Source organism: Neisseria weixii (assembly GCF_042658245.1).
Lineage (GTDB): Bacteria > Pseudomonadota > Gammaproteobacteria > Burkholderiales > Neisseriaceae > Neisseria > Neisseria weixii.
In genome coordinates this window covers 1-15,107 of sequence record NZ_JBHSPY010000006.1, presented here as the reverse complement: position 1 = coordinate 15,107, position 15,107 = coordinate 1, and the positions used below count along the sequence as shown (strand labels likewise).

Annotated in this window: 9 protein-coding genes and 1 pseudogene; 8 read left to right on the top strand and 2 right to left on the bottom strand. The window is 51.2% G+C overall.

Features of this window, described 5'->3' with window-relative positions:
- The coding region (locus ACFPVS_RS04900) for a VCBS domain-containing protein (RefSeq protein WP_378595458.1) at positions 1 to 2,196 on the top strand (2,196 nt) is incomplete at its 5' end.
- A 453-nt stretch (positions 2,197 to 2,649) separates the two neighbouring features.
- Here the strand turns inward: ACFPVS_RS04900 and ACFPVS_RS04895 are convergent.
- Positions 2,650 to 4,062, bottom strand: a complete 1,413-nt coding sequence (locus ACFPVS_RS04895) for a PepSY-associated TM helix domain-containing protein (protein WP_123804942.1) — start codon at positions 4,060 to 4,062, stop codon at positions 2,650 to 2,652.
- 383 nt (positions 4,063 to 4,445) lie between these two features.
- Here ACFPVS_RS04895 and recC point away from each other — a divergent pair, with 383 nt between their 5' ends.
- The 7 genes from recC to purH all read left to right on the top strand — a co-directional run bounded on the left by recC (position 4,446) and on the right by purH (position 13,432).
- Positions 4,446 to 7,673 carry an exodeoxyribonuclease V subunit gamma gene (recC, locus tag ACFPVS_RS04890; RefSeq protein ID WP_378595457.1) on the top strand — a complete coding sequence of 1,076 codons (3,228 nt, stop codon included), beginning with the start codon at positions 4,446 to 4,448 and terminating at the stop codon, positions 7,671 to 7,673.
- A gap of 322 nt (positions 7,674 to 7,995) precedes the next feature.
- Positions 7,996 to 8,994 (top strand): tRNA dihydrouridine synthase DusB, encoded by a 999-nt coding sequence (dusB, locus tag ACFPVS_RS04885; RefSeq protein WP_096295883.1) that lies wholly within the window; start codon positions 7,996 to 7,998, stop codon positions 8,992 to 8,994.
- 322 nt (positions 8,995 to 9,316) lie between these two features.
- Positions 9,317 to 9,943, top strand: a complete 627-nt coding sequence (locus ACFPVS_RS04880; RefSeq protein ID WP_378595456.1) for a LysE family transporter — start codon at positions 9,317 to 9,319, stop codon at positions 9,941 to 9,943.
- A 43-nt stretch (positions 9,944 to 9,986) separates the two neighbouring features.
- A complete protein-coding gene (locus ACFPVS_RS04875) occupies positions 9,987 to 10,232 on the top strand; it encodes a Fis family transcriptional regulator (protein WP_096296186.1) in 246 nt (81 codons plus the stop codon).
- 76 nt (positions 10,233 to 10,308) lie between these two features.
- Complete coding sequence (locus ACFPVS_RS04870) at positions 10,309 to 10,767, top strand: GNAT family N-acetyltransferase (protein ID WP_096295882.1); 459 nt, start codon at positions 10,309 to 10,311, stop codon at positions 10,765 to 10,767.
- 19 nt (positions 10,768 to 10,786) lie between these two features.
- A complete protein-coding gene (locus ACFPVS_RS04865; RefSeq protein ID WP_096295881.1) occupies positions 10,787 to 11,647 on the top strand; it encodes a DMT family transporter in 861 nt (286 codons plus the stop codon).
- 204 nt (positions 11,648 to 11,851) lie between these two features.
- Entirely contained in the window at positions 11,852 to 13,432 is a 1,581-nt protein-coding gene (gene purH, locus ACFPVS_RS04860; RefSeq protein ID WP_096295880.1) for a bifunctional phosphoribosylaminoimidazolecarboxamide formyltransferase/IMP cyclohydrolase, read from the top strand.
- A gap of 81 nt (positions 13,433 to 13,513) precedes the next feature.
- Here the strand turns inward: purH and ACFPVS_RS04855 are convergent.
- Positions 13,514 to 14,891, bottom strand: a pseudogene (locus tag ACFPVS_RS04855) (inorganic phosphate transporter); the annotation flags it as partial.
- Positions 14,892 to 15,107 lie beyond the last annotated feature (216 nt).

The window sequence follows — 15,107 nt, the reverse complement described above, 5'->3', positions numbered from 1 at the left end:
GCATTGCCGGACGGTAGCTACACAGTCGATGCCAAAGTGACCGACAAAGCCGGTAACGCGGCCGAAGCCAGTGACGACAACGGCGGCAAAGGCAACGTGATTGATACGGCGGTACCAGCAGTAGCTGCTGAAGATAAGGCTGTTAAAGAAGCTTCTGGTACAGTTGTAAACGGTGTAATTAAAGTATCAGACGCTTTGGTTGCGAGTATTACGGTAGCAGGTAAAGATGTCACAGCTGCTACTGTAGGCAGCCCTGTGACCGTAACGACCAAGCTGGGTACTTTGGTGATTACCGGTTACAATGCAGCTAAAGGTGAAGTTTCTTACCGTTATACTGAAAACGGTAAAGCAAAAGACCACAGTGCCGGCGATGACTCCGTGAAAGACAGTTTCGTGGTTGTTGTACGTGATAAGGCAGGTAATACCGCGATGGACAGTTTGGATATCCAGATTACCGATACTGCCCCGGTAGCAGTAAATGACGCTAACAGCATTGCCGAATCTGGTACGGATGTAAGCGGCAATGTGTTGGATAACGATACCTTGGGAGCAGATAGCCCGGTATCCGTAGTTGCAGGAAATACTGTCGGCCAATATGGTTCGCTGACTCTGGATGCAAACGGTAAATATACTTACACATTGAATACCGGCAATGCAGCGGTAAAAGCCTTAAACAGCGGTGAATCGTTGCAAGAGACTTTCACGTACACGGTGACTGATGCAGATGGAGACAAATCTGCTGCAACGCTGACGATTAATATTAATGGTCAAGATTCCGATAAAGCAATAATTGGAAACAATGATTCAAATAATATTCGTGGGGGTACCGGTAACGATGTGTTGATTGGCGATACTGGTGGTTATGAGATTATTATCAAGCCCGGTCATGATTACAATGTGGCGGTTATCTTGGATACTTCCAACAGTATGGCGCAGTATCGAACCGATAAGGGTGAATCCTACATTGAGATTGCACGTAAATCCCTTTTGAAGTTGGCAAAAGACTTTGCGAATCACGATGGCAAACTGAATGTAACATTCTTTGCTTTTGGAACGACTGCGACGCAAAAAGTAACCATTTCCCAGCTTACGGAAGCTAATGTTGATAAATTAGTAAACGCTATCTATGGTGTGAAAGCCAGCGGTTTGACTAACTATGACGACGTATTCCGTGATGCGACCTCTTGGTTCAAAGGTGTATCAGGCAATGGCTATAAAAACGTTACTTACTTTTTGACTGACGGAGAACCGACTACACATGGTAATACGGGTTTTGGCAATGTTTACAAAGGCTATGTAAACCAAGGTTCGGTAACAGAAGCGTTGAAGAGCTTTAAAGGCTTGTCGGCCGTTTCGGATGTTCATGCGGTGGGTTTCTCTAAAGGTATCCAGAAAAACATGTTGAACTTCTTCGATAATACAGTTGCACAAGGCAATAAAGTTACCGAACAAGATTTAAGTTTGCATAAACATAGCGGCCGCGTTATTTACCAAGGTGCTGCAGGTGAATCGCAAGTGGTTTCGACTCCGGAAGAGCTTGATGCCGCATTGGAAAGCGGTACAACCGAACGCGTGGTAAACAAAATATCCGGAGACACCTTAAGAGGTGGAGATGGCGACGATGTCATTTTTGGCGACAGCTTGAATACCGATTACCTGAGTTGGACCAACGGTATTACCGGTATCCAATATACCGAAGGTACACACGACGGCATGGGAGCGCGCGCATTGACCGAATACATCAAGTGGACGGAAAACGGCGGCGGCGATGCGACTGAACAGCAAATCGGTGATTATGTCCGCAAGAACTGGACCGAACTGTTGGATGACCGTATCGACGGCGGTAACGATACCTTGATTGGCGGTTCGGGTAATGACATCTTGTTCGGCGGTGCCGGTAATGATACTTTGACCGGTGGCGTGGGTGCGGATAAATTCGTATTCTTGGCCAACGGCAACAGTGGCCGTGATGTCATTACTGACTTCCAGGCAGGCAAAGATAAAGTCGTATTTGCCGACTTGGTTAGTCCGCAGCAGTTAGAAAACGCTGTTTGGGATGATGCAAACCACGTCTTGAGCTTTACCGGTGTGGCAAAAGATGGTCAAACTTACCAAAACAGCATTACCTTCCAAGGTTTGTCTGCCGGTGAGACACTGGAATCTGTGCTGCAAAACCACATTGAAACCCTGGGCTAATCACATAGCCTGTCAAGAAAGCCCTGCTGAAAAGCAGGGCTTTTTTTATCCGGATGATTTCGGCCATGAAGTAGAGATCCACAAAAGGTTTCAGACGGCCTTGAAATCAAACCATGGGTTTATCAATAAATCTTTTTATTTTTTGAAATAAAACAGAGAATTGTAGGCTGAAAACTTTGCAAAACCTCATAAACCACCAACAAACGGCACAACGGCCATCATTCCTGCGCAGATGGAAATCCATCTTTGAGAATGGCAAGCTATTGAATAAAATAAGTTTCTGAAATTTTAAGATGGATTCCCACCTACGCGGGGATGACGTCGATTCTTTGTGCAGTGGCTTTCAGGGCGTTTTGCAAAAATCTCAGACTATTTGCTGATTAAAGCCGGATAAAATCATCAAGGCCGTTTGAAGCGTAATTTGTTTTCAGACGGCCTTTTATTTTATTTGCTTTATTTAAACCACTTGCTCAATGCCGGAATGCGCGACAACAGCACAAAATCCAACACTGCAATCAGCAAAATGGCAATGATGGCGGTCGGGAAGAGCAGTGCCACCAGTAGAAGCGGAAAAGCCATTGCCCACCACACCGGTAATTCTGCCTTGTTTGACGGCGGATTCAAACCGACGGCGTGACTCGGGCGGCGTTTCCACCACATCACAAAACCGCTGACACACATTAAAATTACCGCCAAACAAAACGCCACATTGGCCGCCACGCTCCACCAGCCCAGTGTGCCCATGTGCAGCGCGATGCTGACTGCCATGAATTTGCCGAACGCGTTGTAGTCATCGTAGCGGATATCGGCCAACTGTTTGCCGCTGTATTGGTCGAGATGCACGGTGCGGTCGATAAAAGGGCTGTTGGCATCGTAGCTCATCGAATCTTGCGACAGTGTCCACACGCCTGTTTCGCCTTGCGGCAGATTCAATTGATAGCGGCCTTGAAAACCGATTTCGCGTGCGTAGCGGTCAACGGTTTCCAATGTCATCGGTTCGTCAGGGTTAATCCCGTCTTTGCCTAAAGTTGTGCCTGATTGCGGCATGGGCGTCAGCTCCAATACCCACGGCACTTCTTTGGTTTTGCCGTCATTCAATAATTGGCCGTAGGTGACGACATCCGATTCGGGATTGGGAGGAACGCCCCATTTGCCGGCCGGGAACTGGCTCCAAGCCTGTACTGCCTTGCCGCCCCAAATGCCTGCCCATGCGATGCCGGATAAGCAGAACAACAACAAAATCAGCGAAATCCATGCACCGACTGCACCGTGAATCTCGCGCCAAGCAGAGCGGCCGGAAGTGATATTCGGCAGCAGCATATTTTTCAGACTGCCTTGTTTGCGCCACCATAAATAAACGCCGGTTATGATCAGCAAAATAGTTAACGATGCTGCGGTTTCCAATAAATAATCGCCAAACGTACCGAGCAAAATATCGCTGTGGATTTCGTCCATCAAATGATACCAATCCTGATTGCGCGGAAATACTTTGGCCACCTGTGCTGTGTAAGGATCAATCGCCACTATCATCGCCTTGCCATCATCGTTGACGCGGAACACCGCCGCCATATCGTCGGCACGAGGCGCAATGTATTGCACCACTGAAGCGGTTTCCGACTGTAAGGCTCTGCGCGCCGCTTCAGCTTGTACCGATAAAGGTTGTACCACGGCTTGGGGGGTGACATGAATCCGTTCGCCGTCGCGGCCGCTGATGTTGGCGAACAACAGCATGGCCAAGCCCGTGGCCGCCAGTAAAATTAAAAAAGGCGCGACAAAAAAGCCTGCGTAAAAATGCCAACGCCACACAGTCAGATAACGGCGGTTGGCCTGTTGCGCCTTATCCGGCGCGGTAGAGGAAGGGGTCATGTGGTTTTCCGTTGTATTGAAAACAGGCTATTATAGCGATGGCTCGGTTTGCCATAAATACAGTTGCTGTAAAAATGCGACCGAATCTGATATAAGACAAGGTTATCAGTTAATGTGGCTATATTTTGTTGAATTTATAGCGGATTTAATTACTTCGATACAAGGCAGCAAGCCGAAGACAGTGCAAGTAGTACGGCAAGACGCAGCAACGCCGTGGCGAAAGTTAAGTTAATCCGCTATAGAATATACATTCTTATTTTTAAACAAGGTTTATCACGATTGATATTTCATCTTTTATCCGTCAGGCCGTCTGAAAATAAACCCTCAATCATCGTTCAGACGGCCTATAATCCATCATCATCTTTTGTCTGCTTGAGCCTGCCATGTTTTACCTTTATCAATCCAACCGTCTTGAATCGCTCGCCGCTTTGTTCAGCCGCATTCAGCAGCTTCAACCTTTGAAACATGCGCTGGCGGCGGAAGAAATTATCGTGCAAAGCCAAGGTATGCGCCGTTATTTGAGCAGTTATTTAGCGAAAGAATTGGGCGTGGCGGCCAATCTCAAATTCAGTCTGCCGGCCGGTTTGACGTGGCGCTTGATGCGCGAACTGATTCCCGACGTACCCGCGCTCAGCCCGTTTTCGCCTGAAGTGATGCGGTGGCGGTTGCTGGCATTGTTCCGCAGCGAAGCGTTTCAGACGGCCTCAGAATTTGCAACCGTACGCGACAAACTGCAAAGCTATTTAAGCAGCGGCGAATCGGCGGATTACCATTTGGCCGGACAATTGGCCGATATTTTCGACCAATATTTGGTGTACCGCCCGCAATGGATTGATACGTGGCAGGAAGGCAAATTGCTGGAATTGGGTGAAGACGAAATCTGGCAGGCGCAATTGTGGCGTTTTCTTGACGACGGCAGACAAGCTGCGCCGCACCGCGTGGCCTTGTGGGAAACCTTGCTAGCCAATTTATCGCCGCAAAACCTGCCGGAGCGGTTTTTCGTGTTCGGCATTTCTACCATGGCGCCGATGTATTTGCAGCTTTTGCAGGCCATTTCCGAGCATTGCGATGTGATTGTGTTCGCGCTCAACCCGAGCGAGCAGCATTGGGGCAATGTGATAGAAGCGGCGCAGATTTTGAAAAGCGGCGATGATGTTGATTTGAGCCAAACCGGCCATCCGCTGCTGGCTTCATTGGGCAAACAGGGACGCGATTTCTTTGATTTTTTATCGGAAATCGACATGGAAACGCCGGTATACGAAACCGGAGACAGCGGCGAAGCGACTTTGCTGCACCGCCTGCAAAACGATATTCAAACGCTGTCGCTGCCGTCTGAAAATGCTGCCGGGCAGGGTGATGCACTGCTTTCAGACGGCTCGATCCGTGTGGTGTCGGCGCACAGCCCTTTGCGCGAACTGCAAATTTTGAAAGACCAACTGCTGCATATTCTGCACGAACATCCCGACTGGCAGCCGCACGACATCGCCGTGTTGACCCCGAATATCGAGCCCTACAGCCCGTTTGTCGAAGCCGTGTTCGGTCGCGCGGCAGACGGCACACAGGCCTTGCCGTATTCGATTTCCGATGTAAAACTCAGCCGCCGCCAACCGCTTTTTTATGCGCTGGAACAGGTGTTGGACTTATTGGAAAGCCGCTTTGAAGTAGATAAAGTGTTGCTGCTGCTTGACAGCCGGTTAGTGCAAAAACGCTTTGAAATAAGCGAAGACGATTTGCCGCTGTTGCACGACACCATCGCCGAACTCAACGTGCATTGGGGTTTGGATGGAAAAATGCGCGGCGCAGCGGATAATTTGTTTACCTGGCAGCAGGCATTGTCGCGCTTGGTGCTGGGCTGGATGCTGCCTGCAGGCGGCGACGGCATGTGGCAAAACGTCAGTGCGTGGCACGGCGATGTCAATCAGTTGGCCGTCTTCAGCCGCTTTACCGCTTTTATGCAGACCTTGGCCGACACCGCAAAAACATGGCAAACCGACGCCGCGGCAGAAGAATGGATTGAACGCGTGCGCCAATTGCGCGACGGTTTGTTTGCTTTGAGTGATGATGACCAATACGCCGCACAGCAATTCGAGCAAGCCTTAGTGAAATGGCAGGAAGAAATTGAATTATCAGGCTTTTCAGACGGCCTATTGCCGCAGCACACGGTTATCCGCCACATCAGCCGTTTTTTGAGCAGCGAAAGCCAAGCCGGATTTTTGCGTGGCGGCATTACCTTCTGCAGCATGGTACCGATGCGCAGCCTGCCGTTTAAGGTGTTGTGTTTATTGGGTCTGAACGACGGTGATTTCCCGCGCAACACCAAGCTGACCGTGTTCGACCTGATTGCCAAACACCCGAAAAAAGGCGACCGCGCCCGCCGCGATGATGACCGCTATCTGTTTCTCGAAGCCATCATCAGCGCGCGCGACATTCTGTATTTGTCGTATGTCGGCCGCAGCATTGTCAACGATGACGAGCTGGCGCCGTCGGCCTTGTTGAGCGAACTCATCGACACCGTCGCCGAAATGACCGGAAAGCGCAGCAAAGATTTGCTGGCAGACTGGGTGTGCCAACATCCGCTGCAAGCCTTTTCCACGCGCTATTTCCAACCGCAAGAAGCAGGCCAGCTCATCAGCACGCGCCGCGATTATGCCCAAGCCTTAAATGAAGCGGCATACAGGCCGTCTGAAAAAATGATGCCGTTTTTCAATCAGCCTTTGGGCAACGAAGCCGAACCGCCGAGCATCGTCACGCAAACCGAATTCATCGGCTTTTGGAAAAATCCGGTCAAAGCCTGGCTGCGCCAAACCTTGGGCTGGCGCGAACCATATCGCGATGAAGCATGGGAATCGGCCGAGCCGTTCGAGCCGGAGCAGGGCGAAAAAATCGCCGATGCGTATATGGAAGCGCGCCGACAGCGGCAGGATTTTGCCGCAGTGGAAATCAAGCTCAATGCCGAGAGCCTGTTGCCTACCGGTGAATTGGGCAGCTTGTGGCAGCAACGTTTCCAAGGCGCCGCCAAACAGCTCGACCAAGATTTGCTCGAAAGCCCGAAAGTGCCGCCAGTGGCCTGCGAATTGTCGTTTAACCGGCAAATCTTAAGCGGCAGCCTGAATCATGTGTATCAATGCGGCCAAATCATGTTCCGCAACAAAAAACTCAACGCGCCTGATCGTATTGCCTTGCTGCTGGAGCATGTGTTGTTCAATGCGGTGAGGCCGTCTGAAAGCGAAAGCGGGCTGACCTATTTTGTGTCGAACGACGAAACCGTGACCTATCCCGAAATCGACCGCCAAACCGCCCGCGGCATTCTGCAAACATGGCTCGAATACTACAACATCGGCCAACACCGCCCCTTGCCGTTTTTTGCCAGAACCAGCTTGGCTGCTGCCGATGCCTATCTTAAAAAACAAGAATGGGAAGCCGCACAATCCGCTGCCATCGGCGCATATTTCGGCAACAAAATGAATACAGGGCAGAGCAGTTACACCGAGGTGGCTTTGGTGTTCGGTCATGACGAAGAATCACCGTTGGAGACGCCGTTGTTCCAAAACCTGATTATTGAGATGTTGGTGCCGTTGCTGGCTGCGGTTTCAACATTGAAAGAAGCGTAAGCAGGCATGAGGCCGTCTGAAAGGTGAAATCGGTTTTCAGACGGCCTGTGAACTTCGGAAATCTTATGAATCAATAAGCAACCAAAACGGCCGTCATTCCCGCGCAGGCGGGAATCCATTTTGGCATTTAAGAAGCTTTATTTTATTCAATAGTTTGTCATACTCAACAATGGATTCCCGCCTGCGCGGGAATGACGGCTCGTTTTGTATGCTGGCTCTTAAAGGCATTTTGCAAAGGTCTCGACCTTTCTTAATGTAAAGGCAATTGGAAAAACTGCTTAAAAATTGTACAATCACAGCCCTTTCAAACACAGCGATAACCATGCAAATCGGCGCATATCCCATCGATACCCCCATCGCACTCGCTCCCATGGCAGGCATTACCGACAAGCCTTTCCGCCGTTTGTGCCGTGAATTTGGCGCAGGTTGGGCGGTGTGCGAAATGATCACCAGCGATCCCGGGTTGCGCCGCACCAAAAAAACTTTACGCCGCAGCGATTTTTCCGATGAAAACGGCACGGTGGCGGTGCAGATTCTCGGCAATGTGCCGCAAGTGATGGCCGAAGCCGCGCGTTATAATGTCGGGCTTGGCGCGCAAGTGATTGACATCAATATGGGTTGTCCGGCCAAGACAGTGTGCAATGTGTTGGCGGGCAGCGCTTTACTGCAAGACGAAAAGCTGGTGGCCGAGATTTTGCACGCCGTAGTTCAGGCGGTAAATGTGCCTGTCACCCTGAAAACGCGTTTGGGCTGGCACGACGACCATCAAAACCTGCTTACCGTCGCCAAAATCGCCGAAGATGCCGGCATCGCCGCGCTGGCGGTACACGGCCGCACGCGCACGCAGATGTATCGGGGCGAAGCGCGTTACGAATTGATTGCCGAAGCCAAAAGCTGCCTGAAGATACCGCTGTGGGTCAACGGCGACATCACTACGCCGCAAAAAGCCGCCGAAGTGTTGCAGCAAACCGGTGCCGACGGTGTGATGATTGGCCGCGGCGCACAAGGCCAGCCGTGGCTGTTTCGCGATTTGAAACATTTTGCCGAAAACGGCACGCTGCCCGAAGCACTGCCGCTGAAGCAATGCAGCGATACCGTGCTCGCCCATGTCCGCGCCATGCACGAATTTTACGGCGAACAAAGCGGCTTGAGAATCGCGCGCAAACACATCGGCTGGTATCTCGACCCCATGCCTGAAGGCATCGAAACCCGCCGCGAAATCAACTGCTTGGATTCTGCGGCAGAGCAATATGACGCGCTGGCGGCTTATCTGGATACATTGTCCGAAAAGACCGATACATGGGCGTGTGCTTACCGTTGATTGTTGTGGTGCGGATCCGAATGGCGGAAACGTAAAGCACCGCCCTGTCCCCAGCCTTCTCACGCCGGACGGGCGGAGATAGATTCGCTAGATTCGGCGATGGTGGATGAATGAACGGTTCGATTAAGTAATCAATCTGATTGGGGCTGTCTGAAAGATTCTGTTTAAATAAAATTTTTCAAACGGCCAAACAGCACCTTATCCATCCTAAGCAACCCGTCCCCTCTCCAGTTTGGCAGGAGAAGGCCGGGGAGGGCGGTTCGATAAACAACGACAAACCACCAATGCCGTCTGAAACATCAAACACGCAATAAGGACAATCATGGATTTTTGGCAAGGATTTTGGCTCATCACCGGTGTACATATTTTGGCCTGCATGTCGCCCGGCCCCGATTTTGTGTTGGTGTCGCAACAATCCTTAAGCCGTGGCCGTGCGGCAGGTTTGCTCACGGCTTTGGGCATTGCGCTGGGCTTTGGCGTACACATCGTTTATTCGGTGCTGGGCTTGGTGACTGTGGTGGCGCAATCGGCTACTTTGCTGACCATGATTAAAATTATCGGCGGCCTGTATCTGATTTATATCGGTTACAAAGGGCTGACGGCCAAAGCGGCGGGCGAAGTGGCCGAAATCCGTGCCGAAAAAATGACGGCCGAACCGGCTTTGAACATCATTTGGCGCGGCGTGTTGTGTAATGTGCTGAACCCGAAAGCGGTGGTGTATATGCTGTCGCTGTTTACCGTGGTGTTGTCGCCGACCACGCCGCTGTGGCAGATGGCGGTTTACGGCGCATGGATGACGCTGATGCTGTTTGTCTGGTTCGGTTTGGTGGCCTTCATGCTGCCGGCCCCGGCAGTCAACCGCCGTTTCCGGCATTTCGGCCATTGGATAGACCGCGTGTGCGGCGGAGCATTGGCCTTATTGGGGATTAAAGTGATGAGCGGCCAGTAATTTGAAGCCGTCTGAAAACAATGTGAAAAGAAAAGAGCAAACGATGAAAACGCAAACAGTCGATATCGCGCAATGTGTCGCGCAGAATTTAAAACAGTATTTCAAGGACTTAGCCGGTGAAACGCCGGTGGGCGTGTACGATATGGTGCTGCACCAAGTGGAAAAACCCATGCTCGAATGCGTGATGGACGAATGCAACGGCAACCAATCCAAAGCCGCCGCCATGCTGGGTTTGAACCGCAATACCTTGCGCAAAAAATTATTACAGCATGGTTTGCTGGATGATTAAAACCATAAAACAGGCCGTCTGAAAACGATTATTGCGTTTTCAGACGGCCTGTCTGCTATAGAGATAGGAAAACTAAATGAGCATCACCATCCGCCCCATGCAGGAACAAGACATCGAACAAGTGTGGTCGCTTATGCGCGATTTGGCCGTGTTTGAGCACTATATCGACAGCTTTGCCATCACGCCGCAAATCGTGAAAGAGCGTGGGTTCGACAAACAACCGCCCGATTTTTACTGCTTGGTTGCCGATTCATACGGCCTGATTGGCGGCATGTTGGTGTATTACTTTTTAAACTACACCGCGCAAAACCAACCGGCGGTGCACATCAAAGAATTATACGTCGCCGAAAATTTCCGCAACCAAAAAATCGGTGAAAAGCTGATGCACGCTTTATATGCCGAAGCGAAGGTCAAAGGCTGCGGCCAAATCAAATGGACCGTCGCCGCGTGGAACGATGCCGGACAACGTTTCTACCAACGCTTAGGCGCGGCTGAAGACAAAGAATGGCTGAATTATGCGTGGAAAGTCGAGTAATCAACAGGCCGTCTGAACCATGATTTTTCAAATTTTCGCTTTATTCATGTGGGGCAGCTCGTTTATTGCGGCCAAATATGCTTATGTGATGCTTGACCCTGCCTTGATGGTACAGGTTCGCTTGCTGATTGCAGGGCTGATTGTGCTGCCGACGGCGCGGCGTTATTTGGGTAGGATTCCGCGCGCGCAATGGAAGCCGTTGTTGTGGCTGTCGTTTGCCAATTATGTCTTGGTGTTGATGTTGCAGTTTATCGGTTTGAAATACACATCGGCCGCCAGCGCGGTAACGATTATCGGCTTGGAGCCGATTCTGATGGTGTTTGTCGGCCACTTCTTTTTTAACGACAAAGCCAAATGGTATCACTGGGTATGTGGCGTGGCGGCATTTTTAGGGGTATCGGTCATGATTGCCGGTGGCGCGGAAGAAGGTGGCGAAATCAGTGTGTCCGGTTGCCTGCTGGTATTTTTGGCCGGCTTGGTGTTTGCGCTGATTATGCGGCCGACTCAGAAGCTGATTGCCGAAATCGGTGCGCCGGCGTATACCTCGGTATCGCTTTTGTCGGCAGCGGTATTGTGTTTGCCGTTTTCTTTGTTGTTGACGGAGAGTTTTACCGTTCAGTGGATTATGCCGGCTGCTTTGGCGGTGGTTTATCTTGGTGTGGGCTGCAGTTGGTTTGCTTATTGGTTGTGGAACAAAGGCATGAACCGCGTGCCGGCCAATATTTCCGGGGTCTTAATTTCGATGGAACCGGTGCTGGGCTTGCTGATGGCTGTGTTGCTGCTGGGAGAAAGGGTTTCGGCCGTGTCGGCATGGGGCATGGTGATAATTCTGGTTTCGGCATTTGCGGTGGTGGCTTTGCCGCGTTGGTTGAAAACATAATATCAGGCCGTCTGAAAATATGCTGTTCAGACGGCCTTTTGTGTGTTGTCTGTAGCAGATTGTTTACAATTTCTACAAAAAACAGTGCTGCAATCATGCAAAAAAAACGTAAAATAGGCGATAATACAGCTTTTCCGATTTGCGCCGTTGCACCGCATTTCAGACGGCCTCTTCAATTAAAATCCAACTCAAAAAGGAATCCGAATGGCAACCGTAAAACGTGCCCTCATCAGCCTGTCCGACAAAACCGGCGCGGTTGAATTTGCCCAAACCTTAACCCGGCTGGGCGTGGAAATTTTGTCCACTGGCGGTACTGCCAAATTATTGGCAGACGCCGGTGTTCCCGTTATTGAAGTGGCCGATTACACCGGCTTTCCCGAAATGCTCGACGGCCGCGTGAAAACGCTGCATCCGAAAATCCACGGCGGTATTTTGGGCCGTCGCGATTTGCCTGAGCATGTCGCCAAAATGGAAGAACACGGCATCGGCAACATCGATTTGGTGTGCGTGAATCTGTATCCTTTTGCCGCCACCATCGCCAAGCCGAATTGCACGCTGGAAGATGCGATTGAAAACATCGACATCGGTGGCCCGACTATGGTGCGTTCTGCCGCGAAAAACTGGAAACACGTGGCCATCGTTACCGATACCGCCGACTTTGCCGACATCGCTGCCGAATTGGAAAACAACGGCGGCGCATTGAGCGACAAAACCCGTTTCAACCTGTCGCGCAAAGCCTTCAGCCACACCGCGCAATACGACGGCATGATTTCCAATTACCTGACCGCCTTGGCCGACGACAAATTGAGAGGCGAGCCGGAAGCGGGCGATTTCCCGAGCCAGTTCAACCAAAGCTGGATTAAGGTGCAAGACATGCGCTACGGCGAAAATCCGCACCAAAAAGCCGCGTTCTACCGCGACCTTTATCCGGCTGCCGGCAGCTTGAGCGCCTACCGCCAATTGCAGGGCAAAGAATTGTCGTACAATAACATCGCCGATTCCGATGCCGCCTGGGAAGCCGTGAAATCCTTCGAACAACCGGCCTGCGTGATTGTGAAACACGCCAATCCGTGCGGCGTCGCCGTGGCCGCCAACACCTTGGATGCCTACCGCCTGGCCTATGCCACCGATACCACCAGCGCGTTTGGCGGCATCATCGCCTTCAACCGCGAAGTGGACGGCGCAACGGCGAAACAAATCACCGACAACCAATTTATGGAAGTGTTGATGGCGCCTGCATTTACCGATGAAGCCTTGGAAATCGTTGCTGCCAAGAAAAACGTGCGCGTGTTGGAAGTGCCGTTGGAAGAAGGTGCGAACCAATTTGAGCTGAAACGTGTGGGCGGCGGCTTGTTGATGCAAACGCCCGACATCCACAAACTCACTGCCGCCGATTTGAAAGTCGTGACCAAACGCCAACCGACCGAGCAGGAGCTCAACGATTTGCTGTTTGTTTGGAACGTGGCCAAATTCGTAAAATCGAATGCCATCGTGTTCGGCAAAGGCGGCCAAACCTACGGCATCGGCGCCGGCCAAATGAGCCGCGTGGATTCTACCCGCATCGCCGCCCGTAAGGCTCAAGATGCAGGCTTCGATTTGAACGGCGCGTGCGCCGCATCCGACGCCTTCTTCCCGTTCCGCGACGGTGTGGACGTGATCGCCGAGCAAGGCATCAAAGCGATTATCCAGCCCGGCGGCTCGATGCGCGATGAAGAAGTGTTCGCCGCAGCCGACGAACACGGCATAGCCATGGTGATTACCGGCGTGCGCCATTTCCGACATTAATGTGATGTGAAGCCAAACAAGGCCGTCTGAAAGCGATTAGGTTTCAGACGGCCTTTTAATATGTTTTCATGAAATTAAAAATGCTAATTCGGAGGTAAAGCCGGAAGCGGGGTGCATTTCGGCGAGATTGGTGCCGACGGTTTGAATCACCTCTTTGCCGATAAACCATAGGCCGACAATCAGGGCGATACCGAAGGTGAGCATGGCTACCGCAGGCACAGGCGATTCGGAACCGATTTCGCCGGTACGCAATACGTCCATAATGGCGGCAAACGGGCCGACGGCGTTGGCGATGTCGTTTGCGCCGTGGCTGAAGGCGAAGCCGGCGGCAGTAAACACCTGCATCCATGAGAACATCAAGAACGTGGATTTGCCTAGATCTTTGCGTTTCAAGGTTTTGGCGTAGATGAAGGCCGCCATCCATACTGCGGCGCCAATCATGCCGATCGTCAAGAAGTTGCCGACAGTGCCGATACCTAAATGCAGGTTTTTCAAACCTTTGAAAATCAACATGGACGCAATCATCATGGCGCCGATGGAAGCAATCAGCGATCCCGGGATTGTAGGGCTTTGTAGGTGCCGATGCTGTTTTTTCGGCTGTCGATTCGTACAAACCTTTATAATAGGCCGATTCCAGCTCTTTTGGGTCTAACTCGGGGTCTTCGTAAATCTGCACGTCGCGCGTCATTGCCGAAGCCGCTTCGATTTTGTCGTGTTCGCTTAAGTTTTCAAAGGTTTGGCGGTGCTGCTCTTTGTAGGCTTTTTTCTCCTGTTTGATTTGTTTCAGGCGTTCGTCGGCGGCGGCATTGTAGTCGAGAACGTGTTTTTTGATTTGGGCAAACAGCAGATAGGAAACAAGGCCGCCCAACACCGGCGACAATACCCAAGAAATGGCAATTTGTGCCAAACGGTCCCATTGCAGCAGCGAGAAGGCATCCGGGCCGCTGCCCAAGAAACACAAACACAAACCACTACCGACGATACCGCCGATAATCAAGTGTGTGGCCGATACCGGCCAGCCTTTTTTGGTGGCGAACAGCAGCCACAAAGCCGAAGCAAGCAGTGCGGACATCATAATATACACAAACTGCATAGGCTCAAGATCCATCGCCTTCAAATCGATGATGCCCTTGCGGATGGTCGAAGTCACTTCGCCACCGGCAATCACCGCGCCGCTGACTTCAAAAACCGCTGCCACCAATAAAGCTTGCGTGATGGTCAGCGTACCGGCGCCGACCGATGTGCCGAACGAGTTGGCTGCGTCATTGCCGCCGATGTTGAAGGCCATAAATACGCCGAACAAAGTCGCCGGCAGAAACAGTATGGTGTGGTTGCCGTTGGTGTAGCCCATGCCCCATACGATAAAGTAGCCGACCGCACCGATTAATAATGCGGCAAATATGGCATTGATTTTTTTAACATTAGCCTCGAAAGGAGCTGGCCCATGATTTTTCCTTATAATAAGTTTGGAAGCTGTGAAATTTCTGCTACTTTAGCGTGGTTTTGTGACAGTTATGTGACAATGTTAAATTTCGTTGGATATAATGGCTTTGCGCAATAAAATTTTGATCGGAATACAGATTCTTATGAAAAAAATGATGACCGTAATCGCGTTGGCTTTTGTACTGTCCGCGTGCAGCCAACCGCGCACCGGCGGCTTTTTTGGTGCGTCCAA

Excerpts from the sequence above, each read along its gene's own strand:
- ACFPVS_RS04895 (WP_123804942.1), bottom strand. The coding sequence starts at position 4,062 with ATGACCCCTTCCTCTACCGCGCCGGATAAGGCGCAACAGGCCAACCGC.
- recC (WP_378595457.1), top strand. The coding sequence starts at position 4,446 with ATGTTTTACCTTTATCAATCCAACCGTCTTGAATCGCTCGCCGCTTTG.
- dusB (WP_096295883.1), top strand. The coding sequence starts at position 7,996 with ATGCAAATCGGCGCATATCCCATCGATACCCCCATCGCACTCGCTCCC.
- ACFPVS_RS04880 (WP_378595456.1), top strand. The coding sequence starts at position 9,317 with ATGGATTTTTGGCAAGGATTTTGGCTCATCACCGGTGTACATATTTTG.
- ACFPVS_RS04875 (WP_096296186.1), top strand. The coding sequence starts at position 9,987 with ATGAAAACGCAAACAGTCGATATCGCGCAATGTGTCGCGCAGAATTTA.
- ACFPVS_RS04870 (WP_096295882.1), top strand. The coding sequence starts at position 10,309 with ATGAGCATCACCATCCGCCCCATGCAGGAACAAGACATCGAACAAGTG.
- ACFPVS_RS04865 (WP_096295881.1), top strand. The coding sequence starts at position 10,787 with ATGATTTTTCAAATTTTCGCTTTATTCATGTGGGGCAGCTCGTTTATT.
- purH (WP_096295880.1), top strand. The coding sequence starts at position 11,852 with ATGGCAACCGTAAAACGTGCCCTCATCAGCCTGTCCGACAAAACCGGC.